At 60.8% G+C, this 25,349-nt stretch carries 23 protein-coding genes; 19 read left to right on the top strand and 4 right to left on the bottom strand.

Going from position 1 to position 25,349, the window contains the following annotated elements; genetic code table 11:
• Positions 1 to 148 precede the first annotated feature (148 nt).
• The 4 genes from DJ564_RS31030 (at position 149) to DJ564_RS31010 (ending at position 4,465) form a co-directional block, all read left to right on the top strand.
• Positions 149 to 1,543 carry an FAD-binding oxidoreductase gene (locus tag DJ564_RS31030; protein ID WP_109635685.1) on the top strand — a complete coding sequence of 465 codons (1,395 nt, stop codon included), beginning with the start codon at positions 149 to 151 and terminating at the stop codon, positions 1,541 to 1,543.
• Positions 1,544 to 1,579: 36 nt separating this feature from the next.
• Complete coding sequence (locus DJ564_RS31025) at positions 1,580 to 2,245, top strand: fumarylacetoacetate hydrolase family protein (RefSeq protein ID WP_109635683.1); 666 nt, start codon at positions 1,580 to 1,582, stop codon at positions 2,243 to 2,245.
• 267 nt (positions 2,246 to 2,512) lie between these two features.
• Complete coding sequence (locus DJ564_RS31015) at positions 2,513 to 3,442, top strand: SdiA-regulated domain-containing protein (RefSeq protein WP_109635682.1); 930 nt, start codon at positions 2,513 to 2,515, stop codon at positions 3,440 to 3,442.
• Positions 3,443 to 3,547: 105 nt separating this feature from the next.
• Positions 3,548 to 4,465 (top strand): SdiA-regulated domain-containing protein, encoded by a 918-nt coding sequence (locus DJ564_RS31010; RefSeq protein ID WP_109635680.1) that lies wholly within the window; start codon positions 3,548 to 3,550, stop codon positions 4,463 to 4,465.
• A 128-nt stretch (positions 4,466 to 4,593) separates the two neighbouring features.
• On the opposite strand, the gene rpiA is transcribed toward DJ564_RS31010, so the two are convergent.
• On the bottom strand, positions 4,594 to 5,268 hold the full coding sequence (gene rpiA, locus DJ564_RS31000) for a ribose-5-phosphate isomerase RpiA (RefSeq protein ID WP_109635678.1): 675 nt from the start codon (positions 5,266 to 5,268) through the stop codon (positions 4,594 to 4,596).
• A 334-nt stretch (positions 5,269 to 5,602) separates the two neighbouring features.
• Between rpiA and ilvA the strand changes: the two genes are divergently transcribed.
• Together ilvA and DJ564_RS30990 are read left to right on the top strand one after the other, a co-directional pair.
• Positions 5,603 to 7,117, top strand: a complete 1,515-nt coding sequence (ilvA, locus tag DJ564_RS30995; protein WP_109635677.1) for a threonine ammonia-lyase, biosynthetic — start codon at positions 5,603 to 5,605, stop codon at positions 7,115 to 7,117.
• Positions 7,118 to 7,156: 39 nt separating this feature from the next.
• A complete protein-coding gene (locus DJ564_RS30990) occupies positions 7,157 to 7,582 on the top strand; it encodes a DUF2269 domain-containing protein (protein WP_109635675.1) in 426 nt (141 codons plus the stop codon).
• 121 nt (positions 7,583 to 7,703) lie between these two features.
• Here DJ564_RS30990 and DJ564_RS30985 read toward each other — a convergent pair whose 3' ends face one another.
• Positions 7,704 to 8,360, bottom strand: a complete 657-nt coding sequence (locus tag DJ564_RS30985) for an HAD family phosphatase (RefSeq protein ID WP_109635673.1) — start codon at positions 8,358 to 8,360, stop codon at positions 7,704 to 7,706.
• 143 nt (positions 8,361 to 8,503) lie between these two features.
• On the opposite strand from DJ564_RS30985, the gene DJ564_RS30980 reads away from it, so the two are divergent.
• Both DJ564_RS30980 and ptsP read left to right on the top strand, forming a co-directional pair.
• Complete coding sequence (locus tag DJ564_RS30980) at positions 8,504 to 8,983, top strand: RNA pyrophosphohydrolase (protein WP_007945562.1); 480 nt, start codon at positions 8,504 to 8,506, stop codon at positions 8,981 to 8,983.
• A gap of 22 nt (positions 8,984 to 9,005) precedes the next feature.
• Positions 9,006 to 11,285: a phosphoenolpyruvate--protein phosphotransferase gene (gene ptsP, locus DJ564_RS30975; RefSeq protein WP_109635672.1), complete on the top strand. Its 2,280-nt coding sequence runs from the start codon at positions 9,006 to 9,008 to the stop codon at positions 11,283 to 11,285.
• Positions 11,286 to 11,493: 208 nt separating this feature from the next.
• Here the strand turns inward: ptsP and DJ564_RS30970 are convergent, their stop codons facing one another.
• On the bottom strand, positions 11,494 to 12,240 hold the full coding sequence (locus DJ564_RS30970) for an NRDE family protein (RefSeq protein ID WP_109635670.1): 747 nt from the start codon (positions 12,238 to 12,240) through the stop codon (positions 11,494 to 11,496).
• Positions 12,241 to 12,375: 135 nt separating this feature from the next.
• Between DJ564_RS30970 and DJ564_RS30965 the strand changes: the two genes are divergently transcribed.
• The 3 genes from DJ564_RS30965 to DJ564_RS30955 all read left to right on the top strand — a co-directional run bounded on the left by DJ564_RS30965 (position 12,376) and on the right by DJ564_RS30955 (position 15,065).
• Positions 12,376 to 13,158: a sulfite exporter TauE/SafE family protein gene (locus DJ564_RS30965; RefSeq protein ID WP_109635669.1), complete on the top strand. Its 783-nt coding sequence runs from the start codon at positions 12,376 to 12,378 to the stop codon at positions 13,156 to 13,158.
• 74 nt (positions 13,159 to 13,232) lie between these two features.
• Positions 13,233 to 14,045 carry a prolipoprotein diacylglyceryl transferase gene (gene lgt, locus DJ564_RS30960; protein ID WP_109635668.1) on the top strand — a complete coding sequence of 271 codons (813 nt, stop codon included), beginning with the start codon at positions 13,233 to 13,235 and terminating at the stop codon, positions 14,043 to 14,045.
• A 48-nt stretch (positions 14,046 to 14,093) separates the two neighbouring features.
• Positions 14,094 to 15,065 carry a thymidylate synthase gene (locus DJ564_RS30955; protein WP_109635666.1) on the top strand — a complete coding sequence of 324 codons (972 nt, stop codon included), beginning with the start codon at positions 14,094 to 14,096 and terminating at the stop codon, positions 15,063 to 15,065.
• A gap of 125 nt (positions 15,066 to 15,190) precedes the next feature.
• Here the strand turns inward: DJ564_RS30955 and cadR are convergent, their stop codons facing one another.
• Positions 15,191 to 15,640 (bottom strand): Cd(II)/Pb(II)-responsive transcriptional regulator, encoded by a 450-nt coding sequence (gene cadR, locus DJ564_RS30950; RefSeq protein ID WP_109635665.1) that lies wholly within the window; start codon positions 15,638 to 15,640, stop codon positions 15,191 to 15,193.
• An 84-nt stretch (positions 15,641 to 15,724) separates the two neighbouring features.
• On the opposite strand from cadR, the gene DJ564_RS30945 reads away from it, so the two are divergent.
• From DJ564_RS30945 to DJ564_RS30905, 8 genes are all read left to right on the top strand, one after another.
• Complete coding sequence (locus tag DJ564_RS30945; RefSeq protein WP_109635663.1) at positions 15,725 to 18,004, top strand: heavy metal translocating P-type ATPase; 2,280 nt, start codon at positions 15,725 to 15,727, stop codon at positions 18,002 to 18,004.
• A gap of 16 nt (positions 18,005 to 18,020) precedes the next feature.
• On the top strand, positions 18,021 to 18,884 hold the full coding sequence (locus DJ564_RS30940) for a LysR family transcriptional regulator (RefSeq protein WP_109635662.1): 864 nt from the start codon (positions 18,021 to 18,023) through the stop codon (positions 18,882 to 18,884).
• Positions 18,885 to 19,111: 227 nt separating this feature from the next.
• A complete protein-coding gene (locus DJ564_RS30935) occupies positions 19,112 to 20,188 on the top strand; it encodes a putative 2-aminoethylphosphonate ABC transporter ATP-binding protein (RefSeq protein ID WP_109635660.1) in 1,077 nt (358 codons plus the stop codon).
• Positions 20,188 to 21,912 (top strand): putative 2-aminoethylphosphonate ABC transporter permease subunit, encoded by a 1,725-nt coding sequence (locus DJ564_RS30930; protein WP_109635659.1) that lies wholly within the window; start codon positions 20,188 to 20,190, stop codon positions 21,910 to 21,912. The genes DJ564_RS30935 and DJ564_RS30930 overlap by 1 nt, the downstream gene beginning before the upstream one ends.
• 41 nt (positions 21,913 to 21,953) lie before the next feature.
• Positions 21,954 to 22,979, top strand: a complete 1,026-nt coding sequence (locus tag DJ564_RS30925; protein WP_109635657.1) for a putative 2-aminoethylphosphonate ABC transporter substrate-binding protein — start codon at positions 21,954 to 21,956, stop codon at positions 22,977 to 22,979.
• A 143-nt stretch (positions 22,980 to 23,122) separates the two neighbouring features.
• Complete coding sequence (locus DJ564_RS30915) at positions 23,123 to 24,259, top strand: TIGR03364 family FAD-dependent oxidoreductase (protein ID WP_109635654.1); 1,137 nt, start codon at positions 23,123 to 23,125, stop codon at positions 24,257 to 24,259.
• Positions 24,256 to 24,822, top strand: a complete 567-nt coding sequence (locus DJ564_RS30910) for a phosphonate degradation HD-domain oxygenase (protein ID WP_109635653.1) — start codon at positions 24,256 to 24,258, stop codon at positions 24,820 to 24,822. Before DJ564_RS30915 ends, DJ564_RS30910 begins: the two co-directional genes overlap by 4 nt.
• A gap of 85 nt (positions 24,823 to 24,907) precedes the next feature.
• On the top strand, positions 24,908 to 25,330 hold the full coding sequence (locus DJ564_RS30905; protein WP_109635651.1) for a hypothetical protein: 423 nt from the start codon (positions 24,908 to 24,910) through the stop codon (positions 25,328 to 25,330).
• Positions 25,331 to 25,349: the final 19 nt, after the last annotated feature.

Below are 25,349 nucleotides of genomic sequence, written 5' to 3'. Positions count from 1 at the left end.
CCCGGACGGCAAGAATGCCGTCGCCGCAGAAGGCCGTTGGGCACTATGCTGCGGGGTCGGTATGCTAGCATACGCACCCCGCTAAACACTCATTCCTGCGACGTGAAGCGTTCTCAGGATGACCATGAATTGTTCGAGAGTTCTGTCGATGACCAATCCTGCCCTGATTGATGAGCTGAAGACCCTGGTTGAGCCTGGCAAGGTGCTGACCGACGCCGACTCCCTGAATGCTTACGGCAAGGATTGGACCAAGCATTTCGCCCCAGCCCCGACCGCCATCGTGTTCCCCAAGACCACCGAGCAGGTCCAGGCCATTGTCCGTTGGGCCAATGAGCACAAGGTGGCGCTGGTACCGTCCGGGGGGCGTACCGGTCTTTCCGCCGCTGCCGTGGCCGCGAATGGCGAAGTGGTTGTCTCGTTCGACTACATGAACCAGATTCTCGAGGTGAACCTCACCGACCGCACGGCCGTGTGCCAGCCAGGTGTGGTCACCGAGCATTTGCAGAACGTCGCCGAAGAAAAAGGCTTGTACTACCCGGTGGACTTCGCATCGGCAGGTTCGAGCCAGATTGGCGGCAATATCGGCACCAATGCCGGCGGGATCAAGGTGATTCGCTACGGCATGACCCGCAACTGGGTGGCCGGCATGAAAGTCGTCACCGGCAAGGGTGATCTGCTGGAGCTGAACCGCGACCTGATCAAGAACGCCACCGGCTACGACCTGCGTCAGCTGTTCATCGGCGCTGAAGGCACACTCGGTTTTGTCGTCGAAGCGACCATGCGCCTCGACCGTGCCCCGAAAAACCTCACCGCGATGGTCCTCGGCACTGCCGATTTCGACTCGATCATGCCGGTGTTGCATGCGTTCCAGAGCAAACTCGACCTGACCGCTTTCGAATTCTTCTCCGACAAAGCCCTGGCCAAGGTCATGGCCCGCGGCGACGTACCGGCGGCGTTTGAAACCGATTGCCCGTTCTATGCGCTGCTGGAATTCGAAGCGACCACTGAAGAAGTGGCCAACCACGCCCTGGAAACCTTCGAGCACTGCGTCGAGCAGGGCTGGGTGCTGGACGGCGTGATGAGCCAGAGTGAAACCCAGTTGCAAAACCTGTGGAAGCTGCGCGAGTACATCTCCGAAACCATTTCCCACTGGACGCCGTACAAGAACGACATTTCGGTCACCGTGTCGAAAGTCCCTGCGTTCCTGAAAGAAATCGACGCGATCGTCGGCGAACACTACCCGGACTTCGAAATCGTCTGGTTCGGTCACATCGGCGACGGCAACCTGCACTTGAACATCCTCAAGCCGGAAAACCTGAGCAAGGACGAGTTCTTCGCCAAGTGCGCGACCGTCAACAAGTGGGTGTTCGAGACCGTCGAGAAGTACAACGGCTCGATTTCCGCCGAGCACGGCGTGGGCATGACCAAGCGTGATTACTTGACCTACAGCCGCTCGCCGGTTGAGATCGAGTACATGAAAGCCGTCAAGGCGGTGTTCGACCCGAACGGGATCATGAACCCGGGCAAAATCTTCGCTGTTTGACTTTCGAACTTAAGTGCTACGGAACAGGAGTCGGTAATGAGCTATCAGCACCAGTATGTCGACGGTACGCGTATTCATTTCCCGCTGGGGAAAGTGGTGTGCATCGGCCGTAACTACGCCGAACACGCCAAGGAACTGGATAATCCGGTGCCTACCGAGCCGCTGCTGTTCATCAAGCCGGGCAGTTGCGTGGTGCCGCTGGAAGGCGGTTTCAGCATTCCGATCGAGCGCGGCTCGGTGCATTACGAAGCGGAAATCGCGGTGTTGATCGGCAAGCCGTTGTCGACCAAGCCAAGCCGTGAAGAAGTGCTGGATGCGATTTCCGGTTTCGCCCCGGCCCTGGACCTGACGCTGCGCGACAAGCAGGCCGAGCTGAAATCCAAGGGCCTGCCGTGGGAAATCGCCAAGTCCTTCGACGGTGCAGCGGTGATTGCGCCGTTCGTGTCCGGCAGCACCTTCGCCGACCTGGCCGACATCGGCATTCGCCTGACCATCAATGGCGAAGTGCGCCAGGACGGCAACAGCAGCGCCATGCTTAACCCGATCGTGCCGATGATCCAGCACATGGCCGGCTGCTTCTCGCTGCAGGCCGGTGACGTGATCCTGACCGGCACGCCGGTGGGTGTTGGTCCGCTGAATGTCGGTGATGAACTGGTAATCGAATTGCCGGGCGCCAGCCGCTTCACCAGCAGCGTCCGCTAACCGAAACACCGCAAAACCCTGTGGGAGCGAGCTTGCTCGCGATAGCGGCTTGTCATTCGACATCTCAGTTGACTGACACGGCCTCATCGCGAGCAAGCTCGCTCCCACATTGGTTTTTGGTTGTCTCAAGTTCTGTGTCTGCACATGGCAATCCCGCCATTTCCCGTTTTTTTCACATCTTGTCTGGATAATTCCGCGGATTCTGGCGTCTGAGCCGGTCCCAATTGTGCTATTACCCGTAGCCTGAATTTCTGGAACGCATCCTGAATGGCCTCTCGACCGCTGCCCACTGTCAAAACTGCCCGCCGCTCGCGCTTCGTCATGCGTTGGTATTCCTGGCTTTTGCTGGTGGCCGCCGCCGCTTATGGCCTCGCCTTTGCGATGCATTGGGATGATCGCGGTGTGCTCTGGCTGCGTGAGCGCTTTGAAAGCCCGGACGAGCGTCAGGAAAGTATCTGGCTGCCGGATTACCGCGCGGTGATCGACGCCAAGCTGCTGCCGGGCATGGAGAAGGACGAAGCGTCGGACCTGGCCTACGACCCGCAAACCAAAACCCTGTTTTCGGTCATGGGCAAGAACCCGTTCCTCGTTGAGCTGAGCTTGCAGGGCGACGTCCTGCGCAAGATGCCGCTGGTGGGCTGGAGCAACCCGGAAGGCCTGACCGTGATGGGCAACGGCATGCTGGCCATCGTCGATGAGCGTGAACACATGCTCTCCATCGTCAAGGTCGATGCCGACACTCGCGAACTGAAAATCGCCAACTTCCCGAAATACGACCTCGGCCCTTCGAAGGACCAGAACAAGGCCTTCGAAGCCATCGTCTATGACTCGCGCAATCAGCAAATCCTCCTGGGTGAGGAGCGTCCGCCGGCGCTGTTCAGCTGGAAAAGCGACGGCAGCCAGGCCCTCAAGGGCGACAAGCAGAAACTCGCCAATGACGAACTGGACATCCGCAACCTGTCGGGACTGGCCATCGACCCGCGCACAGGCCACACCCTGGTGCTGTCCGCCGATTCACACTTGTTGCTGGAGCTGGACGAGAAGGGTGAGCAGGTCAGCTTCATGACCTTGCTGGGCGGCTTCAACGGCTTGAAGAAGACCATTCCCCGTGCCGAAGGCGTGACCATGGACGATGCGGGCACGCTGTACATGGTGAGTGAGCCGAACCTGTTCTACCGTTTCGAAAAGCAGAAATAGACGCCGCGAATCCAGCAGTTGTGGTCAAAGGCAACTGGCCATTAAGCTTGAATTCATACAGGCGTGATATTTCATCCGCCTGTTTCTGTTTCCGAGCTCGACTTAATGCGCCGACTTGCCCGTCCCAAACCCCTTATTTTGATCCTGACAGTGATTGCCTTGGTCGTGCTGGTTGCGATCGGCCAATACATGCGTCTGTTCGAGCGCGCCTGGTTCAACCTGCACACCCTCTGGCAACCGCTGAGCAGCGAGTCCATCGGTCTGGATCAATATCGGGTGGAAATCGAAGCCCGGGTCATCGATGGGCTGAACGACGACGTGTCGGCGCTGACCTTCGATCCGGTGCGCAAAAGCCTGTTCACCGTCACCAACAAAAACGCCGAGCTGATCGAGCTGTCGCTGGACGGTCGGATCATTCGACGCATTTCACTGGTGGGCTTCGGTGATCCGGAGGCGGTGGAGTTCATCAGCGCCGACACTTACGTGATCACCGATGAGCGCGAGCAACGGCTGATCAAGATTCATCTGGAAAAGGACACCACATTCCTCGACGCGGCAGACGCCGAGCAGATGACTCTTGGTGTGCACATGAGCGGCAACAAGGGTTTCGAAGGCCTGGCTTACGACTCGGTGGGCAAGCGCTTGTTTGTCGCCAAGGAACGCGACCCGATGCTGATCTACGAAGTGCAGGGCTTCCCGCATTACAACCCGGAGAAATCCTACGCGGTGCACGTGGTCAACAACCCCAAGCGCGATGCCGGGATGTTCGTGCGGGACCTGTCGAGCCTGCAATACGACGAGCGCAGCGGCCATTTGCTGGCGCTGTCCGACGAGTCGCGACTGATTCTGGAACTGGATGTGGACGGGCGACCGCTGAGCACCATGTCACTGAGCAAGGGGCGTCAGGGTTTGCAGAAGACAGTGCCGCAGGCGGAAGGCATCGCGATGGATGACGATGGCACGATGTACCTCGTCAGCGAACCCAACCTGTTCTACGTCTTCAAGAAACCACCGCAGCCCTGACCAACACTGCAAAACCAATGTGGGAGCGAGCTTGCTCGCGAACGCGGTGTGTCAGTCGACATTTCTATCAACTGACACACCGCATTCGCGAGCAAGCCCGCTCCCACAGGTTTATCGGCGTGCCAGATTTACTGGGCGCGCAGGGTTTTCACACCTTCGCTGGTGCCCAGCAGCAGCAAATCCGCCGGACGCGCCGCGAACAGACCATTGGTGACCACGCCAACGATCGCGTTGATCTGCGTCTCCAGCTCAACCGGGTTGGTGATCTGCATGTTGAACACGTCGAGGATGATGTTGCCGTTGTCGGTCAGCACGCCTTCACGGTAAACCGGGTCGCCACCGAGCTTCACCAGCTCGCGAGCCACGTGGCTGCGGGCCATCGGGATCACTTCGACCGGCAGCGGGAACGCGCCAAGTACCGGCACCAGTTTGCTGCCATCGGCGATGCAGATAAAGGTCTTGGCCACGGCCGCGACAATCTTCTCGCGGGTCAGGGCTGCGCCGCCGCCCTTGATCAGGTTCAGGTGCGCGTCGCTTTCATCGGCGCCGTCGACGTAGAACTCCAGGTCGCTGACGGTGTTCAGCTCATACACCGGAATGCCGTGGCCCTTGAGGCGGGCAGCGGTGGCTTCGGAACTGGCGACCGCGCCATCGAACGCGCCTTTGTGCTTGGCCAGGGCGTCGATGAAGCAGTTGGCGGTGGAGCCGGTGCCGACCCCGACGACGCTCTTGTCGTCGAGTTTCGGAAGGATGAAGTCGACGGCGGCCTGAGCCACTGCCTGTTTGAGTTGATCCTGGGTCATGCGGGCTCCGAGGTGCCGAAGGAGGGAACGAAAGGCCGGCATTATAGGCTTCGGGGCAGGGAAGGTCATTGCCCGATTGGCTGATGGTGCGTTGGAAACGATGCGGTCCTTGTGGCGAGGGAGCTTGCTCCCGCTCGGCTGCGCAGCAGACGCAAAACCTGTTTGCACGGTATGTCTGAAAGAATGCAGGGGACCGCTTCGCGCTCCAGCGGGAGCAAGCTCCCTCGCCACAAGGGTTCGATGGTGTCTAAAACCACCTGTTTAGTGTGGTCGTCCGCCCGAAAGCCGGGTTAGACTCCTTGGCCCTGCCCAACCCGCTCAGTGATGCTTTCCGATGCTCGAACAGTACGTCAAAAAGATCCTCACCTCGCGCGTTTATGACGTTGCCGTAGAAACCCCATTGCAGACGGCCCGCCAGCTCTCCGAGCGGCTGGGCAACTCCATTTGGCTCAAGCGCGAAGACTTGCAGCCGGTGTTCTCGTTCAAGATTCGCGGTGCCTACAACAAGCTGACCCAACTGAGCGATGAAGAGCGCGCTCGCGGTGTGGTCACCGCTTCGGCGGGTAACCACGCGCAGGGCCTGGCCCTGGCGGCGAAAGTGCTGGGCGTGAAAGCCACCATCGTCATGCCCAAGACCACCCCGGAAATCAAGGTCGAAGGCGTGCGTTCCCGCGGCGGCAAAGTGGTGCTGCACGGGGATTCGTTCCCGGAAGCCCTGGCCTACTCGCTGAAACTGGTCGACGAAAAAGGCTACGTCTACATCCACCCGTACGACGATCCCCACACCATTGCCGGGCAGGGCACGGTGGCCATGGAGATTCTGCGCCAGCACCCGGGGCGTCTGGATGCGATTTTCGTTCCGGTGGGCGGTGGCGGATTGATCGCCGGGATCGCGGCGTACGTGAAGTACCTACGGCCTGAAATCAAGATCATCGGCGTCGAGCCGGACGATTCCAACTGCCTGCAAGCGGCTATGGCGGCCGGCGAGCGTGTGGTACTGCCGACCGTGGGCCTCTTTGCCGATGGCGTCGCCGTGGCGCAGATCGGTCAGCACACCTTCGATATCTGCAAAGACTACGTCGATGAAGTGATCACCGTCAGCACCGACGAGATCTGCGCGGCGATCAAGGATATCTACGACGATACCCGCTCGATCACCGAACCTGCCGGCGCCCTGAGCGTGGCCGGGATCAAAAAGTACGTCGAGCAACGCGGCGTCACCGGACACACCTTCGTGGCTATCGACTCCGGCGCCAACGTCAACTTCGACCGCCTGCGCCACGTCGCCGAGCGCGCCGAGTTGGGCGAGGGTCGCGAGGCGATCATCGCTGTGACCATCCCCGAGAAACCGGGCAGCTTCAAGGCGTTCTGCGAAGCCATCGGCAAGCGCCAGATCACCGAATTCAACTACCGCTACAACACTGGCAGCGAAGCGCACATCTTCGTCGGCGTGCAGACGCATCCGGAAACCGACCCGCGCAGCGCGCTGATCGCCAGCCTCGGCGAGCAGGGTTTCCCGGTGCTGGACCTGACCGACAACGAACTGGCCAAGTTGCACATCCGCCACATGGTGGGCGGTCGCGCGGCCCACGTGGTCGATGAAGTGATCCTGCGCTTCGAATTCCCGGAGCGTCCGGGCGCGCTGTTCAACTTCCTCAACAAGCTCGGCGGGCGCTGGAACATCTCGATGTTCCACTACCGCAACCACGGCGCGGCCGATGGCCGTGTGGTCGCGGGCCTGCAAGTGCCTCACGATGAACGTCACCTGGTTCCTGCGGCGCTGGAAGAAATCGGCTACCCGTACTGGGATGAAAGTGATAACCCGGCCTATCAGCTGTTTCTCGGCTGAGCGGCTACGCTGGTGGGCAGACCTTAAGGACATCGAACAATGGAAACGTTAACCGCCCTGAAAATGGCGCACACCGCGGCGACGGCAATATTGTTGGGCTGTGCGCTGGGCTTGGGGATATGGGTTTGGCAAACGCGGCGTAATGGCGATGCGACTGCTGCGGCACGCACGCTGCAGCGGCCGCGAGTGTTTGTCTGGCTGCTGATGGGCCTGGCGTTGCTGAGCATGCCGTTCACCGGCTGGTGGATGGTGCATCTGGTGGGCTGGCCGTTGGGGCAGACCTGGCTGCTGGCTTCCAGTGTGCTCTACACCGTGGCGGCGTTGGGCTGGTTCTGGTTGCTGGTGCGACTGAACAAGTTGCGCAAGGCGCCGGCGGGGAACGGCAAGTTCACCTTTGCCCTCGCACTGTTCAGCTTTGTTTGTTTCATCGCGATTGCGGGTTTGATGGGCGCCAAGCCGGTTTAAGGCTACAGACCGAGTCGGCCCCTTCGCGAGCAAGCCCGCTCCCACATTGATCTCGGCTGTACACAAATCCTGTGTCCACTGAAGATCAATTGTGGGAGCGGGCTTGCTCGCGAAGGCGATATCAGCCGCGCAACGAAATCACCGGCCAACCCCGCTTCTCAGCCTCGGCCCGCAAATTAGGATCCGGATCGACAGCGATCGGATTCGCCACTTGCTCCAGCAACGGCAGGTCATTCATCGAATCGCTGTAGAAATAGCTGTCTTCCAGATTGTGGCCGGTCTCTTCCAGCCAGCGAATCAACCGGGTCACCTTGCCTTCACGGAAGCATGGGACATCGGTGCTACGCCCGCTGTAACGGCCGTCGATCATTTCGCATTCGGTGGCGATCAGGGTCTCAACGCCTAAGCGTGCTGCAATCGGCCCGGTAACGAAGCGGTTGGTCGCGGTGATGATCACCAATTTGTCGCCAGCGTCACGGTGCTTGGCCAACAATTCAATAGCCTTGGGCAGCACAATCGGCTCGATGCAATCGCGCATGTAATCCAGGTGCCATTGATCCAGCGTGGCCATCTCGGTGCGGCCGAGGACTTCCAGGCAGAAGTTCAGGTAGGCATCGTTATCCAGCTTGCCGGCCAGGTAATCCTGATAGAACTCGTCGTTGCGTGCCTTGTAGGCGACGGCGTCGAGGAAACCGCGCTCGCACAGGTAATCGCCCCAGGCGTGGTCGCTGTCACCGCCCAAAAGCGTGTTGTCCAAGTCGAATAAAGCCAGCCGCATTGCAGTTACTCGCTGAAAAGTCTGTAGAAAGGCGTCCAGAATACGGACTTTTCACAAGAGTGCACATAAGGTAGGTCGGCTCGTTGCTGCCTTCACAACCTTTGTGGAACAATGCGGCGACATGCGTTTGCGAGGTTGTTGCCGTGATCGACCCCGATGGTTTCCGCCCCAATGTCGGGATCATTCTCACGAATGATGCCGGACAGGTGCTATGGGCTCGCCGTATCAATCAAGATGCCTGGCAGTTTCCACAGGGCGGGATCAACCCCCAGGAGACGCCGGAAGACGCCTTGTATCGCGAGTTGAACGAAGAAGTGGGTCTTGAGCGCGAAGATGTTGAAATTCTCGCCTGCACCCGGGGCTGGTTGCGCTATCGTTTGCCGCAACGTCTGGTCAGGACGCACAGCCAACCGCTGTGCATCGGCCAGAAACAGAAATGGTTTCTCCTGCGCCTGATCTCCAACGAGCAGCGGGTGCGGATGGATTTGACCGGTAAACCGGAGTTCGATGGCTGGCGCTGGGTCAGTTATTGGTATCCGTTGGGCCAGGTGGTGACATTCAAGCGCGAGGTGTATCGACGCGCTCTCAAAGAGCTTGCCCCGCGCCTTTTAACGCGCGACTGACGACGGAGTTCGACCCCGAGCCATGCTCAATACGCTGCGCAAGATCGTCCAGGAAGTTAACTCCGCCAAGGATCTCAAGGCGGCGTTGGGGATTATTGTGTTGCGCGTCAAAGAGGCCATGGGCAGCCAGGTCTGCTCGGTCTACCTGCTTGACCCTGAGTCCAACCGCTTTGTGCTGATGGCGACCGAGGGCTTGAACAAGCGCTCGATCGGCAAAGTCAGCATGGCGCCCAACGAAGGTCTGGTTGGCCTGGTCGGCACGCGCGAAGAACCCCTGAACCTCGAAAACGCCGCGGATCACCCGCGCTATCGTTACTTCGCCGAAACCGGCGAGGAGCGCTACGCCTCCTTCCTCGGGGCGCCGATCATTCACCACCGCCGCGTCGTCGGCGTGTTGGTCATCCAGCAAAAAGAACGCCGCCAGTTCGATGAAGGTGAAGAAGCCTTCCTCGTGACCATGAGCGCGCAGCTTGCCGGTGTTATCGCCCACGCCGAAGCCACCGGTTCGATCCGTGGCCTGGGCCGTCAGGGCAAAGGCATCCAGGAAGCCAAGTTCGTCGGCGTACCGGGTTCTCCGGGTGCGGCGGTCGGGACCGCGGTGGTCATGCTGCCGCCGGCCGATCTGGACGTGGTGCCCGACAAGACCATCACCGATATCGAAGCCGAACTCGGACTGTTCAAGACCGCCATCGAAGGCGTGCGCGCCGACATGCGTGCGTTGTCCGCCAAGTTGGCCTCGCAGCTGCGCCCTGAAGAGCGGGCCTTGTTCGACGTCTACCTGATGATGCTCGCCGATGAAGCGCTGGGCAACGAAGTGACCACGGTGATCAAGACCGGTCAGTGGGCCCAGGGCGCGTTGCGCCAAGTGGTCACCGAGCACGTCAACCGTTTCGAATTGATGGACGACGCCTACCTGCGTGAGCGCGCCTCGGACGTCAAGGACCTTGGCCGCCGTTTGCTCGCCTACTTGCAGGAAGAGCGTCAGCAGAACCTGATCTACCCGGAAAAAACCATTCTGGTCAGCGAAGAACTGACGCCGGCGATGCTCGGCGAGGTGCCGGAAGGCACGCTGGTCGGCCTGGTCTCGGTCCTCGGTTCAGGCAACTCCCACGTCGCGATCCTCGCCCGGGCGATGGGCATCCCGACGGTGATGGGCCTGGTCGACCTGCCTTATGCCAAGGTCGACGGCATTGAATTGATCGTCGATGGCAATCGCGGCGAGGTCTACACCAACCCCAGCGACGTGCTGCGCAAGCAGTTCGCCGAAGTGGTGGAGGAAGAGAAACAACTGGCGCTCGGTCTCGACTCCCTGCGCGACTTGCCGTGCGTGACCCTCGATGGCCATCGCATGCCGCTGTGGGTCAACACTGGCCTGCTGGCGGACGTGGCGCGAGCGCAGAAGCGTGGCGCCGAAGGCGTCGGTCTGTACCGTACCGAAGTGCCGTTCATGATCAACCAGAGGTTCCCGAGCGAAAAGGAGCAACTGGCGATCTATCGCGAGCAACTCGCCGCGTTCCACCCGCAACCGGTGACCATGCGCAGCCTGGACATCGGCGGTGACAAGTCGCTGTCGTACTTCCCGATCAAGGAAGACAACCCGTTCCTCGGCTGGCGCGGCATTCGCGTCACCCTCGACCACCCGGAAATCTTCCTGGTGCAGACCCGCGCGATGCTCAAGGCCAGCGAAGGCCTGAACAACCTGCGGATTCTGCTGCCGATGATCTCCGGCACCCATGAACTCGAAGAAGCCTTGCACCTGATTCACCGGGCCTGGGGCGAAGTCCGCGACGAAGGCTGCGATGTGCCCATGCCGCCGATCGGCGTGATGATCGAGATTCCGGCGGCGGTTTATCAGACCAAGGAGCTGGCGCGGCAAGTGGACTTTCTGTCGGTCGGCTCCAACGACCTGACCCAGTACCTGCTGGCAGTGGATCGAAACAACCCGCGGGTTGCCGACCTCTACGACTACCTGCATCCGGCGGTGCTGCAAGCCCTGCAGAGCGTGGTGCGTGATGCTCATGCCGAAGGCAAGCCAGTCAGTATTTGCGGCGAGATGGCCGGTGACCCAGCGGCGGCGGTGCTGTTGATGGCGATGGGCTTCGACAGCCTGTCGATGAACGCCACCAACCTGCCGAAAGTGAAGTGGATGCTGCGTCAGGTCAATCTCAGCAAGGCCAAGGAATTGCTGGCCGAGCTGATGACCATCGACAATCCGCAAGTTATCCACAGCTCGCTGCAATTGGCGCTGAAGAACCTTGGGTTGGCGAAGATGGTCAATCCGGCTGCGGTCAAGGCTCTCTAAACCTACGGCGCCTCTAAAATCGACCCCTCACCCCAGCCCTCTCCCCAGAGGGGAGAGGGGGAAAGGGGGCCGATCTTCATGCTGTTCTAATATGAGTTCGACTCGATATCTCAGGTCGATGTAGCTCGAAAGAACACCTCGGTCAGTCCCCTCTACCCCTTGGGGAGAGGGTTAGGGTGAGGGGTGGTTCTAACTGACACCTCACAATCTAAACCCGCACCTCAACCTCCCCCAAATGCCCCCCATACGGCCCGAAACTCCGTTCGACCATATGCCGCGTCCCGTCCGCCTGAACAATCAATGCCGTACTCGCCCGCGTCCCGTACGTGGGGCTCGCAATAAACACGCTCGACAACAACGTCTCGGTCGCCAGCCCAACGCCGGTATCCGGCAGCTCGGCAAACGGTGCGGTCTGCGGATCATTCAGCAACGCCAGTAATGCCTCTGGCTGCGGATCTTCCAACACTCCCTCCAACGCCGCCCGTGCCTTGAGCAGTTTTGGCCACGGTGTATCCAGTCCGGCATTCGACAACCCATAAACCCCGTGTGGCAGCATCACCGCCTCAGACTCGCGCGCATTGAAGTGCCACAGTTCGTTGGCATTACCGATCAGCAGATTAAACCCGGCATATTCCAGCGAGCGTCCGACAATGTCGTTCAAGTAATCATCAATCGGCATGTTGCCCAAGAGGAAACCCGCCACCAGCTCACCCCGGGATTTTCGCGAAGGAGGCTGGTGCGGATCGCGAATATTGGTCAGCGCAGCAAAGCGCCCGTTGGCCCCGATACCGAGCCAGGTGCCGCCGGCTTCCAGGTCGCGACCGGCGTAAACGTGCGGTGCGTGCGGCCATTGCGCCAGAGGCTGGCTGGGCCGGGCATAGAACTCGTCGCGGTTGACCGCCACGATCAGCGGCTGGGTGTGGCCCGGTCGCCAGGCAAAAACAATCAGGCACATAAGGTGGTCCTTGTGTGTTTTTTGCCCACTCTACGCAGTCGTCGCTTGTCGTTCCATCGCCTTGCGTAGTGGAGCCGTGGCCCCTGCATCCGTTACTATGCCGGTGCTTTTTTTGAGAAGCGTATAAGGACGGCCATGGAATTTCTGCTCTATCTGGCGCTGGGCGCCTGCGCAGGCGTGCTGGCCGGGCTGTTCGGGGTTGGCGGCGGGATCATCATCGTCCCGGTGCTGGTGTTCAGTTTCACCTTGCAGGGCTTCGACGCTTCGATCCTGACCCACCTGGCGGTCGGCACGTCCCTGGCGACGATCATCTTTACATCGGTCAATGCGGTCCGCGAACATCACCGTCGCGGCGCCGTGCGTTGGCCGATATTCGTGTGGATGACCGTGGGCATTCTGATGGGCGCCGGTTTCGGGGCGCTGACGGCCGAAGCGATTTCCGGCCCGAACCTGCAAAAGATCATCGGTGTGTTTGCGCTGATCATCGCCGCGCAACTGGCGCTGGACGTCAAACCCAAGGCCAGTCGAACGGTGCCCGGCAGACTCGGTCTCACCGTGGCCGGCAGTGTGATTGGCTGGGCCTCGGCGATTTTCGGCATTGGCGGCGGCTCGTTGACCGTGCCGTTCCTGACCTGGCGCAGCGTGCCGATGCAGCAAGCCGTGGCGACTTCGTCGGCGTGCGGTCTGCCCATCGCCTTGGCCAGTGCATTAAGTTTCATGATTCTGGGCTGGCACGATCCGCTGCTGCCGGCCCATAGTCTCGGTTTTATTTATTTGCCGGCGCTGCTGGGGATTGCCCTGACCAGCATGGTGTTCGCCCGTCTCGGCGCGCGACTGGCCCACAGGCTGTCGCCGAAGTTGCTGAAAAGGTTGTTTGCCGCTTTGCTGTTCTGCGTAGGCCTGAGCTTCCTTCTCTAGCCCGAAATGCTGGCTTAATCCTGAGGTGACAGCGTCGCCCGGGAATTCTGGTTCAACTCTAACAAGGAGTCGCAATGCTGCCTTACCCGCAGATCGACCCGGTGGCCCTGGCCATCGGTCCGCTGAAAATCCACTGGTACGGTCTGATGTACCTGATCGGCATCGGCGGTGCGTGGCTGCTGGCATCGCGCCGGCTCAACCGTTTCGACCCGACCTGGACCAAGGAGAAACTCTCCGACATGGTCTTCTGGATGTCGATGGGCGTTATCGTCGGCGGTCGCCTGGGTTATGTGCTGTTCTACGATCTGCACGCTTACCTGGCCAACCCGACGCTGATTTTCGAGGTCTGGAAGGGCGGCATGTCGTTCCACGGCGGCTTCATCGGCGTGATGCTGGCAGCGTTGTGGTTCGGCAAGAAGAACAACAAGTCGTTCTTCCAGCTGATGGACTTCGTCGCGCCGATGGTGCCGATCGGCCTGGGCGCCGGGCGCATCGGCAACTTCATCAACGCCGAGTTGTGGGGCAAGGCGACCGACGTGCCGTGGGCGATGATCTTCCCGCCGTTCAGCGATCCGGCGCAGCTGCCGCGCCACCCGTCGCAGCTGTATCAGTTCGCCCTCGAAGGCGTGGCGCTGTTCGCCATCCTCTGGTTGTTCTCGCGCAAGCCGCGGCCGACCATGGCGGTTTCCGGTATGTTCGCGCTGTTCTATGGCATCTTCCGTTTCATCGTCGAATTCGTCCGTGTACCGGACGCGCAACTGGGCTATCTGGCCTGGAACTGGCTGACCATGGGCCAGGTACTGTGCGTACCGATGATCGTCGGCGGGCTGTTCCTGATCTGGCTGGCGTATCACCGCGCCCCGGCGACTCCGGCTGCAGCCGTATAAATTCGAATCCCGGGGTGACGACCCCGGGTTCAAGGACACAGGTAATTCATGAAGCAATATCTCGAACTGGTCGCCCACGTCATCAAGAACGGCACCAAGCAAGCCAACCGCACCGGCGTGAACACCATCAGCTTTCCGGGCGCGATGCTGCGTTATGACCTGAAAGAAGGTTTTCCGGCGATCACCACGCGCAAGATGGCCTTCAAATCGGCCATCGGCGAGATGTGTGGTTTCCTGCGTGGCGTGAACAACGCCGCCGAATTCCGCGCCCTGGGCTGCAAGGTCTGGGATCAGAACGCCAACGAAAACGCGCAGTGGCTGGCCAACCCGTTCCGTCAGGGCGAAGACGACCTCGGCGAGATCTACGGCGTGCAATGGCGCAAATGGCCGGCGTACAAGCAGATCCCGGTCAGCAACAAAGCCGCCATCGAGCAAACTCTGAGCCAGGGTTATCGTCAGATCGCTGAAGGCGAAGAAGACGGTCAGGCCTACGTGGTGCTGTACAAGGCGATCGACCAGATCCGCCAGTGTGTCGACACCATCATCAAAGACCCGGGCAGCCGCCGCATCCTGTTCCATGGCTGGAACGTCGCGCAGCTCGATGAAATGGCCCTGCCGCCGTGCCATTTGCTGTACCAGTTCCACCCGAATGTCGAGACCAAAGAGATTTCTTTGACCCTCTACATCCGCTCCAACGACCTGGGCCTGGGCACGCCGTTCAACCTCACCGAAGGCGCTGCGTTGCTGAGCCTGATCGGTCGCCTGACCGGCTACACGCCGCGCTGGTTCACCTATTTCATCGGTGATGCCCACGTCTACGAAAACCACCTGGACATGCTCAATGAACAGCTCAAGCGCGAGCCGTTCCCGATGCCGAAGCTGGTGATCAGTGATCGAGTGCCGGAGTTTGCCAAGACCGGTGAGTATCAGCCGCAGTGGCTGGAGTTAATCGAGCCGAGCGATTTTTCGCTTGAGGGTTATCAGCACCACGCGCCGATGACCGCGCCGATGGCGGTCTGATGTAGCACGCAATACCCCTGTGGGAGCTAGCCTGCTAGCGATAGCGACGGCACATCCAGTAATGATGTGACTGAAAAACCGCTATCGCTAGCAGGCTAGCTCCCACTTTGGGTTCTGTGTTGGGCTCAATGGCCGTGGCTTCGGCCGACATGAGAATGCTCCACCTCCGTCGTCACAACCCCGCCACTCACTTCCAGCCTTTGCAAAATCCCGCACTGATCAATATCCGGCCCCTCACCACAGCGTTGGCGCAGGTCGAGCAGTTGTGTCTGCAACGCCATCAACCCATCGATCCGCGCCTTCACGTGATGGATATGCTCGTCGATCAACGCATTCACGCTTTCACATTGATCCTGCGGACTGTCGCGCAGGGCCAGCAGGCTGCGGATCTCTTCGAGGGTCATGTCGAGGGTGCGGCAGTTGCGGATGAAGGTCAGGCGTTCGGCGTGGGCCTGGGTGTAGACGCGGTAGTTGCCGTCGCTGCGGGCCGGTTCCGGCAGCAGGTTTTCGCGCTCGTAGTAACGGATGGTTTCGACGGCGCAGTCAGTGAGTTTCGCCAGTTCTCCGATCTTCATGACGACAATCTCCAAATAGGTGCTTGACCCTATAGTGGCTACAGGGTCTTTACTTGGCAACAGGCACCTTCATGGACGCAACCAATGAGCGATTCCCTTCACACCCACAAACCCGAGGCTGGTCACGATCACGATCACGATCACGATCACAGCCACAAGCTGCAGCCTGTGCAGAAGCATGAGCATGGCGGGCATGGAGATTCTTGCTGTTCCTCAAAAGTGGCAGCGCCTTCGCTGATCAAGTTGAGCGACAAGCCGACTGACGGCGCACGGTTGAGCAGTTTTCGCATCGACGCGATGGATTGCCCGACGGAGCAGACGCTGATCCAGAACAAACTGGGCAAGCTCGCGGGTGTGCAGCAACTCGAATTCAACCTGATCAATCGGGTCCTGGGCGTGACCCATGACCTGCCGAGCACTGCGCCGATTATCGAGGCGATCAAGTCGCTGGGCATGGTGGCCGAACCGATGGAGCAGGGCAGCGAAGCGCCAGCACCGATCCCCGAGAAAAAACACTGGTGGCCCCTGGCGCTGTCCGGCGTGGGTGCGCTGGCTGCAGAAGTGATCCACTTCACCGACGCCGCACCGATTTGGGTGGTAGCCATCATCGCGCTGGTTTCGATCCTCAGTGGCGGGCTCACCACTTACAAGAAAGGCTGGATCGCACTCAAGAACCTCAACCTGAACATCAACGCCTTGATGAGCATCGCGGTGACCGGCGCGATATTGATCGGCCAATGGCCGGAAGCGGCGATGGTGATGTTTCTGTTCACCGTGGCCGAGTTGATCGAAGCCAAGTCGCTGGACCGGGCCCGTAACGCCATTGGCGGCCTGATGCAGATGACCCCGGAACAGGCGACGGTGCAGCAAGCCGACGGCAGTTGGGTCGAGCAAGACGTCAAGACCATCGAACTCGGTGTGCGCGTGCGGGTGCGTCCCGGCGAGCGGATTGGCCTGGACGGTGAAGTGGTGTCGGGCAGTTCGACCATCGATCAGGCGCCGATCACCGGCGAAAGCCTGCCGATCGAGAAGACCGTGGGCGATAAAGTCTTCGCCGGCACCATCAACCAGGCGGGCTCGCTGGAATACACCGTGACCGCTGCGGCCAATAACTCGACCCTGGCGCGGATCATCCACGCCGTGGAGCAGGCCCAGGGCGCGCGAGCACCGACCCAGCGCTTCGTCGATCAGTTCTCGAAAATCTATACCCCTGCGGTATTCCTGCTGGCCCTCGCCGTCGCCGTGATTCCGCCGCTGTTCATGGGCGCCGTCTGGTTCGACTGGATCTACCGGGCGCTGGTGTTGCTGGTCGTCGCTTGCCCCTGCGCGTTGGTGATTTCCACCCCGGTGACCATCGTCAGCGGCCTCGCGGCAGCGGCGCGCAAAGGCATCCTGGTGAAGGGCGGTGTTTACCTGGAGGGCGGTTACAAGCTCGATTACCTGGCCCTGGACAAGACCGGCACCATCACCCACGGCAAACCGGTGCAGACCGATTATTTGTCGCTTGATCCAACCGCTGACGGTACCGCCCCGGCGATTGCAGCAGCCCTGGCCGGTCGTTCGGATCATCCGGTGTCGTTGGCCATCGCCAATGCGGCGGTGGATAAACAATTCGCGCCGCTGGTTGTGGATAACTTTGAAGCCCTGGGCGGCCGCGGTGTACGCGGGGAAATCAATGGCCAGGTCTATCACTTGGGCAACCATCGCCTGGTGGAAGATTTGGGCCTGTGTTCGCCGGCGCTGGAAGAGAAGCTGTTCGCGCTGGAAAAACAGGGCAAATCGGTGGTGCTGTTACTCGACACATCCGGCCCGTTGGCGCTGTTTGCCGTGGCCGATACGGTGAAAGAATCCAGCCGCGAAGCGATCCAGCAACTGCACGACCTGGGCATCAAAACCCTGATGCTGACCGGCGACAACGTCCACACGGCTCAGGCGATTGCTGCACAAGTCGGCATCGACGAGGCCAAGGGCGATCTGCTGCCGACCGACAAGCTGCAAGCCATCGAGGCGCTTTATGCACAGGGTCATCGCGTCGGCATGGTCGGCGACGGCATCAACGATGCGCCGGCGCTGGCCCGGGCCGAGATCGGTTTCGCCATGGCGGCGGCCGGCACCGATACCGCCATCGAGACCGCCGATGTCGCCCTGATGGACGACGATCTGCGCAAGATCCCTACGTTCATTCGTCTGTCGCGGCAGACGTCGAGTATCCTCAAACAGAACATCGCCCTCGCGTTGGTCATCAAGGCGATCTTTCTTGGGGTAACCTTCGCCGGGATCGCCACCATGTGGATGGCGGTGTTTGCCGACATGGGCGTGAGCCTGTTGGTGGTGTTCAATGGTTTGCGCCTGCTGCGCAAATAAGCGATGAGGAACGGGTGTGCTGAGTGCCGAGCTGAAGGCGTTTTACATGGTGGCCCGACTGGGCAGCATCACCTTGGCGGCAAAAAAGCTCGGCCTGAGCCAGCCTACGGTGACCACGCAGATCCGTAATCTGGAAAGCCAGTACTCGGTGGAGCTGTTCTACCGTGGCGGCCGCCGCCTCAGCGTCAGCGATGAAGGCGCGCGGTTGCTGCCGATGGTCAAGGCGCTGTTGCAGCAGGAAGCCGACATCGAGTTTTTCCTGCGCAACAGCGGTCAGGTCCAGGGCACGCTGCGCATCGCCGCCACCGCGCCGTATTACATCCTCGACCTGGTGAAGACCTTTCGCGAGCGCTTGCCGCAGGTGGAAGTGTCGGTGGAGATCGGTAACTCCCAGCAAGTGCTCGAAGCGCTGGAGGATTACCGGGTGGATGTCGCGGCGTCGTCGCAGTTGCTCGACGATACGCGGCTGATTCGCCGGGTGCTCGGCAGCGATCCGCTGGTGCTGGCGGTGCATCGCAATCATCCGCTGGCGGTGCATGATCATGTGCCGCTGAGTGCGTTGGTCGGGCATACGTTGCTGATGCGCGAGTCCGGTTCTACGACTCGGCGCTTGACCGAAGAGTTACTGGCCAGCGCCGGGGTGAGTTTCGGGCCGTTGCTGGAGATTGGCAGCCGTGAATCGATTCGCGAGGCGGTGCTGCGTAACATCGGCATCAGCATCATTGCCCGGCAGGAAGTGCCGCATGACCCGCAACTGCGGGTGCTGACGATTGAGAATGCACCGCAGATTCCAGAGTATTTGTACTGCCTGAAGGAACGCAAAGGCGCGCGGTTGCCGGCGGCGTTTCTGGGGTTGGCGCAGGAAATGGCGCCAGCATAGACCTCTGTGGCGAGGGAGCTTGCTCCCGCTGGGCTGCGAAGCGGCGCCAAAAAATGGGACGGCTGCGCAGTCCAACGGGAGCAAGCTCCCTCGCCACAGGTTATTCATTGCTCGTTCCATTCAACCCAAATCCCCGAATACCACTATCAGCCGTTTTTGCCTCACTGCCACATGACCGACGCATTACAAACCTAGGATGGCTCTCATCTGCTTGATGAGGTCTGTCCATGAACCACTCGATCACAACTGCCCTGACCAACCCCGGCGCCCCAATGAAGGTGCGCGGCGTGCAGAAACGCTTTGGCGCCTTCACCGCGCTGGACAATGTTTCCCTCGACGTCGCCGCCGGTGAGCTGGTGTGTCTGCTGGGCCCGTCGGGCTGTGGCAAAACCACCTTGCTGCGCTGCATCGCCGGTCTGGAGAAACAGGACAGCGGCGAGTTGTACCTCGGCGATCGCGACGTTTCCCACCTGGCACCCCAGGCGCGGGACTACGGCATTCTCTTCCAGTCCTACGCGCTGTTCCCCAATCTCACCGTCGAAGCGAACATTGCCTACGGCCTCGCTGGCAGTGGTCGCGATGAAGTGCGAAAACGCGTGGGTCAGATGCTGGAACTGGTCGGCCTGACCGGCAGTGAGAAAAAGTACCCCGGCCAACTGTCCGGCGGCCAACAGCAGCGTGTCGCACTGGCTCGGGCATTGGCGCCAGCGCCGTCCTTGTTGTTGCTCGACGAACCGATGTCGGCTCTCGACGCCCGGGTTCGCGAGCATCTGTGCACCGAACTGCGCCAATTGCAACGCAACCTCGGCGTTACCACCTTGATGGTCACGCACAATCAGGACGAGGCCATGCTGATGGCCGACCGCATCGCCGTGATGAACAACGGCAAGGTCGAGCAGTACGCCACGCCGCAGGAAATCTACGACCGCCCGGCCACACCGTTTGTGGCGGAGTTTGTCGGCCAGGGCAACTGGCTGCCATTCAGCCGCAGCAGCGACAGCCACGCCCAGGTCGGCGGAATGAGCATGCGCCTGGTGGATGGCAGCGCCAAAACCACGTCGGGCCGTCTGTTCTGCCGCCCGGAGGCGATCAACGTCAACCCGCCGGTACACGAAGAAAACCTGTTTCCGGCCAAGGTTCGCGAAATCACCTTCCTCGGCAACCGCTGCCGCATGAGCTTCGAACTCGATCAACTGCCCGGCCACGCCTTGCTGGCGGAACTGGCACCGGAAGCGATGCCGCGTCTTGGCGCGCAGCAAATCATGGTCGCCTTGCCGCCACGCAGCCTGCAGGTGTTTGCCTGATGAGCGCGAACATCGCGCTGCCGATACCGCACAAGCAGGTTCGGCAGACCTCCCGTGCCGAGATCGGCGACCGGGTGTTCGTGGTCGGTGGCAAAGTCCTTTTATTGGTGTTGCTTGGCATCGCGGTGTTGATGCCGTTGCTGGCGATCTTCTGGCGCGGTTTCAGCTCGGAAGCGGGGCAGGGTGGCGGCCTGGTCGCGGCTCGTGAACTGGTGACCAGTGCGAACTTCCACTGGTTGCTGGGCAACAGTTTGAAAGTGTCCCTCAGCGTCGCGGCGATTGTCGTACCGCTGGCCTACCTGTTTGCCTACGCGCTGCAACGCACGTTGATTCCCGGCAAAGGCATCTGGCGCGGGATGTCGCTGCTGCCCTTGATGGCGCCGTCGATGTTGCCGGGGATTGCGCTGGTTTATCTGTTCGGCAACCAGGGCATGCTGCGCGGTTTGCTCTCGGACAATATCTACGGCTTCTGGGGCATTGTTCTGGGCGAGGTCATCTACACCTTCCCACACGCCTTGATGATTCTTCTGTCGGCGCTTTCCCTGGCGGATGCGCGACTGTTCGATGCCGCCTCCAGCATGGGCGCCAGTCCGGCAAGGGCCTTTCGCAGCATTACTTGGCCGGCAACGCGTCAGGCCGTGTTCGCGGCGTTTTGTCTGGTGTTCACCCTGACCATCACTGACTTCGGCGTGCCCGTGGTGGTCGGTGGCGATTATCAAGTGCTGGCGCTGGAGGCCTACAAAGCGGTGGTCGGCCAGCAGCAATTCGGTCGCGGCGCTTTGATCGGTATGGTTCTGTTACTGCCGGCACTGTTCAGTTTCGGGGTCGATGCCTGGTTGCGTCGACGTCACGGCGATTCCATGAGCGGCCGGGCTCAGGTGTTTCAACCGGCACCGTCGAAGCTGCGGGACGGTTGCTACCTGGTCATCGTGCTGTTGATCTGCGCGGTGTTGCTGCTGGTGTTCGGCATGGCGGTGTTCTCCTCACTGGTGAAATTCTGGCCGTACAACCTGTCGCTGTCGCTCAACCACTACCAGTTCAACGACACCGCGGGCGGCGGCTGGTTGGCCTACGGCAACAGCGTGAAGATGGCCCTGTGCACGGCGTTGATCGGCAGCGTGCTGATTTTCACCGGCGCCTACCTGATGGAAAAAACCAAGGGCCAGCGCGGACTGAACCTGACCCTGCGCATGCTCAGTTTCGTACCGATGGCGGTGCCAGGTCTGGTGCTGGGCCTGGGTTACGTTTTTTTCTTCAACCTCAGCGGCAACCCGCTGCATGTGCTCTACGGGACCATGACTCTTCTGGTGGTCTGCACCATTGCTCACTATTTGACCACCGCGCAAATGACCGCGACCACGGCGCTGCGCCAGCTCGACGCCGAGTTCGAAGCCGCCGCACTGTCGCTCAAGGCGCCGCTGTATCGGCACTACCTGCGGGTCACCGTGCCGATTTGCCTGCCGGCGCTGCTGGACATCGTGCGCTACCTGTTCGTCTCGGCCATGACCACCGTCTCGGCGGCGATCTTCCTCTACAGCCCCGACACCATCCTCGCGGCGGTGGCGGTGCTGAACATGGACGATGCCGGCAACGTCGGCGGCGCGGCGGCGATGTCGACCCTGATTCTCTTTACCTCGGCGGGCGTGTCCCTGCTGCTGGCCTGGGCTTCGCGCGGGTTGCTGCGCCGCTCTCAGGCCTGGCGGCAGACCGCGCCTGGCAATTGATTCCCCATCCCGCAAACCTCAACTCAAAACAGGAAAAGATCATGTTCAAGCCCCTGGCCCTGGCCGCTGCTGTCCTCACCGCTTTCAGCCTGAACGCCTTCGCGGCGCCAACCGAGTTGACGGTGTACACCGCCCTCGAAGCCGAGCAACTGAAGACCTACAAAGAAGCCTTCGAAAAAGCCAACCCGGACATCGAGATCAAGTGGGTGCGCGATTCCACCGGGATCATTACCGCCAAACTGCTGGCCGAAAAAGCTCGCCCACAGGCTGACGCAGTCTGGGGCCTGGCGGCGTCGAGCCTGGCGATCCTCGATCAGCAAGGCATGCTGCAAAGCTACGCGCCGAAAGACCTGGGCAAGATCGGTGGCAACTACCGCGACGCCGCCAACCCGCCCGCCTGGGTCGGTATGGACGTCTGGGCCGCGACCATTTGCTTCAACACCGTCGAAGCCGAGAAACAGGGATTGACCAAACCGGTGAGCTGGCAGGACCTGACCAAGCCTGAGTACAAAGGCAAGATCGTCATGCCCAACCCGGCCTCGTCCGGCACCGGTTTCCTCGACGTCAGCGCCTGGCTGCAGACCTTCGGCGAGAAGCAGGGCTGGCAGTACATGGACGACCTGCACCAGAACATCGGCCAGTACGTTCACTCCGGTTCCAAGCCTTGCAAACTGGCGGCGGCGGGAGAGTTTCCGATCGGCATATCCTTCGAATACCCGGCTGTTCAGTTGAAGCGCCAGGGCGCACCGCTGGACATCATCCTGCCGAAGGAAGGCCTGGGCTGGGAGATCGAAGCGACCGCTGTGATCAAAGGCACACCGCATGAAGACGCCGCGAAGAAACTGGCTGACTTCTCGGCCAGCCCGGCGGCGATGGAGCTTTATAAAGAGAACTTCGCGGTGCTCGCGCAGCCGGGGATTGCCAAGCCGCAGACCGAATTGCCGGCGGATTACGAGCAGCGTTTGATCAAAAACGATTTTGCCTGGGCGTCGAAGCATCGCGACGAGATCCTGACCGAGTGGCGCAAGCGCTATGACGGCAAGTCCGAGAAAGTGGCTGCCAAGTAAGATCTCTATCGGCTGACAGGGCCCCATCGCTGGCAAGCCAGCTCCCACAGGGATTCAGGGTGAACACAGGTTTTGTGAACACCAGAGACCCTGTGGGAGCTGGCTTGCCAGCGATGGCGGCTTTGAACTCAGGACAAATCCACATGACACAACACAACGACATGCTGATCGTCGGCGCCGGCATCCTCGGCCTGTCCCACGCCTACGCCGCCGCCAGGCGCGGTCTCAAAGTCGCGGTTTTCGAACGTAGCGAAACCCCCTTGGGCGCCTCGGTCCGCAATTTCGGCCAAGCCCTCGTCACCGGCCAACCCCCGGGCCCGATGCTCGAACTGGCCAGGGCCAGCCGCGACATCTGGGGCCAATGGGCACACCTGGCCGGCCTGCAACTCAAACGCAACGGCTCGTACCTGTTCGCCCGCACCGAAGCCGAAGAACACCTGCTCGAAGCTTTCTGCACCGGCCGCGCCGTGGAACACGGTTACCGCGTCGACCTGCTGCGCGGTGCTGCTTTACGCGATCTCTACGGTGGCCAGTTCCGCCATCACCGCGCCGCGTTGCACGGCCAGGACGATCAACAACTGTATTCCCGCGAAGCGATTCCTGCGTTGATCGACTACCTGCGCCGCGACCTCGGCGTCGAGTTTCACTTCTCCACCCTGGTGCGCGACATCGAACCGGGTCGCCTGCACAGCACCGCCGGCACCTTCAGCGCCGAGCAGATCATCGTCTGCTCCGGCCACGACTATCAGACCTTGCTGGCCGAGCCGATCGCCGCGCTCAACCCGCAAATCTGCCGCCTGCAAATGCTCCGCGCCCGACCGCAGATCAACCTCAATCTGCAACACGCATTGCTCACCGGGTTAAGTTGCGTGCACTACGGCGCCTTCGCCGATCTGCCGGAAGCGGCGGCGGTGCAGGCGCAAATCCTGCGCGAGGAACCGCACCTGCATGAAAACGGCATCCACCTGCTGATCAGCCCGACGCCTTATGGCGAATTGATCATCGGCGACTCCCACCATTACGGCCGCGATCCGTCGCCGTTCAACGCCGAGCAAGTGGATAACTGGATGATCGAACTCGCTGAACAAACCCTCGGCTGCAAGGTGCAAGTGGTCGAACGCTGGCAGGGTGTCTATGGTTCACGAGGGCCGGCGCCGTTCTCGTTCCTGCGGCCGATGCCCGGTGTGAGGGTGGCACTGATGCACACCGGCGTCGGCATGAGCGTCGGGCCGGCGATGGCCGAACGCAATGTCGCTCAAGTGTTGGGGGAAAACATATGACGCGTCATGAACACGTGATTGCCCAGGTGTTCGGTTTGTACGAGCGCTTTGGCGACAGCGACTACATCGGCGAGCCGGTGTCGCAGATCGAACACATGTCCCAGGCGGCCGAACTGGCCATGGCCGAAGGCTTTGATGATGAAGTGGTGTTGGCCGCGTTCTTCCACGACATCGGGCATATCTGCGGCGAGAGCACCGAGAACATGGGCGGCTTCGGCGTGGTCAGCCACGAGCGTCTGGGCGCCGATTACTTGCGTCGTGCAGGTTTCAGCGAGCGCCTGGCGCGGCTGGTGGAATACCACGTTCAGGCCAAGCGATATCTGACGCTCAAAGAGCCCGGGTACTACGAACGATTGAGCGAAGCCAGCCGCCGGACCCTGGAATATCAAGGCGGGGTGATGACGGCTTCCGAGGCTGAAGCCTTCGAACAGGACCCATTGTGCAAAGTCAGTTTGCCCATGCGGCAGTGGGATGAGTTGGCCAAGGAGCAGTGGGTTCCGGTGATGGATCTCGAGGTGTTGAAGCGCAAGGCAGTGAACCTCTTGTCCGGCGAGTCGCGTTGAGTTGTCTCACAGGCAATAGCGAAACGGCGGATCGATTACCTTGCGGCAACAGCTCAGCCTGGGCTTTTCGCAAGGAAGTGCACGGATGCGTTATTTGGAAGTGATTGCACAGGATCGAAGCGGGGCAGGGGCGGCGGATACGGTTCGTTTCCGGTTTCATGAAGAGGAGCAAATGCCGCGTGAGGTGACAGAGACTGACCGGCAGCGTATGAAGGCGTTGGGCAACACCTATTTGAAGTGCGCCTGGTTCAACAGCGGTGAAGGTGAGGCGCGCCACTTGCGCATCTTCTCGCAGAATCCATCCGCAGACGGCACGCCTGAAACGGTGCGCCTGCATTTTCATGAAGGGCCAGTGATTGCCTATAAAGCCGCCGTCCGTGATCTTGATAACGATGGGGTGTTCGAACTGATTCTGAGTTCGGACGTGGACAACGACGGGCGAGCCAATCGCACGGATCGCAATCGGGTCAGGGCGTTGGTACGGGAGTTCTTGAAGATCAGCGCATGACCGCGAAACCGAGTCGCAG

This window comes from Pseudomonas sp. 31-12 (assembly GCF_003151075.1).
GTDB lineage: Bacteria > Pseudomonadota > Gammaproteobacteria > Pseudomonadales > Pseudomonadaceae > Aquipseudomonas.
The sequence above is the reverse complement of the archived record's forward strand: the minus strand, read 5'-3'. Positions and strand labels throughout refer to the sequence as shown.

What these genes read in the sequence shown, in the direction of transcription:
- DJ564_RS31030 (WP_109635685.1), top strand. Translation starts at nt 149, where the DNA reads ATGACCAATCCTGCCCTGATTGATGAGCTGAAGACCCTGGTTGAGCCT.
- DJ564_RS31025 (WP_109635683.1), top strand. Translation starts at nt 1,580, where the DNA reads ATGAGCTATCAGCACCAGTATGTCGACGGTACGCGTATTCATTTCCCG.
- DJ564_RS31015 (WP_109635682.1), top strand. Translation starts at nt 2,513, where the DNA reads ATGGCCTCTCGACCGCTGCCCACTGTCAAAACTGCCCGCCGCTCGCGC.
- DJ564_RS31010 (WP_109635680.1), top strand. Translation starts at nt 3,548, where the DNA reads ATGCGCCGACTTGCCCGTCCCAAACCCCTTATTTTGATCCTGACAGTG.
- rpiA (WP_109635678.1), bottom strand. Translation starts at nt 5,268, where the DNA reads ATGACCCAGGATCAACTCAAACAGGCAGTGGCTCAGGCCGCCGTCGAC.
- ilvA (WP_109635677.1), top strand. Translation starts at nt 5,603, where the DNA reads ATGCTCGAACAGTACGTCAAAAAGATCCTCACCTCGCGCGTTTATGAC.
- DJ564_RS30990 (WP_109635675.1), top strand. Translation starts at nt 7,157, where the DNA reads ATGGAAACGTTAACCGCCCTGAAAATGGCGCACACCGCGGCGACGGCA.
- DJ564_RS30985 (WP_109635673.1), bottom strand. Translation starts at nt 8,360, where the DNA reads ATGCGGCTGGCTTTATTCGACTTGGACAACACGCTTTTGGGCGGTGAC.
- ptsP (WP_109635672.1), top strand. Translation starts at nt 9,006, where the DNA reads ATGCTCAATACGCTGCGCAAGATCGTCCAGGAAGTTAACTCCGCCAAG.
- DJ564_RS30970 (WP_109635670.1), bottom strand. Translation starts at nt 12,240, where the DNA reads ATGTGCCTGATTGTTTTTGCCTGGCGACCGGGCCACACCCAGCCGCTG.
- DJ564_RS30965 (WP_109635669.1), top strand. Translation starts at nt 12,376, where the DNA reads ATGGAATTTCTGCTCTATCTGGCGCTGGGCGCCTGCGCAGGCGTGCTG.
- lgt (WP_109635668.1), top strand. Translation starts at nt 13,233, where the DNA reads ATGCTGCCTTACCCGCAGATCGACCCGGTGGCCCTGGCCATCGGTCCG.
- DJ564_RS30955 (WP_109635666.1), top strand. Translation starts at nt 14,094, where the DNA reads ATGAAGCAATATCTCGAACTGGTCGCCCACGTCATCAAGAACGGCACC.
- cadR (WP_109635665.1), bottom strand. Translation starts at nt 15,640, where the DNA reads ATGAAGATCGGAGAACTGGCGAAACTCACTGACTGCGCCGTCGAAACC.
- DJ564_RS30945 (WP_109635663.1), top strand. Translation starts at nt 15,725, where the DNA reads ATGAGCGATTCCCTTCACACCCACAAACCCGAGGCTGGTCACGATCAC.
- DJ564_RS30935 (WP_109635660.1), top strand. Translation starts at nt 19,112, where the DNA reads ATGAACCACTCGATCACAACTGCCCTGACCAACCCCGGCGCCCCAATG.
- DJ564_RS30930 (WP_109635659.1), top strand. Translation starts at nt 20,188, where the DNA reads ATGAGCGCGAACATCGCGCTGCCGATACCGCACAAGCAGGTTCGGCAG.
- DJ564_RS30925 (WP_109635657.1), top strand. Translation starts at nt 21,954, where the DNA reads ATGTTCAAGCCCCTGGCCCTGGCCGCTGCTGTCCTCACCGCTTTCAGC.
- DJ564_RS30915 (WP_109635654.1), top strand. Translation starts at nt 23,123, where the DNA reads ATGACACAACACAACGACATGCTGATCGTCGGCGCCGGCATCCTCGGC.
- DJ564_RS30910 (WP_109635653.1), top strand. Translation starts at nt 24,256, where the DNA reads ATGACGCGTCATGAACACGTGATTGCCCAGGTGTTCGGTTTGTACGAG.
- DJ564_RS30905 (WP_109635651.1), top strand. Translation starts at nt 24,908, where the DNA reads ATGCGTTATTTGGAAGTGATTGCACAGGATCGAAGCGGGGCAGGGGCG.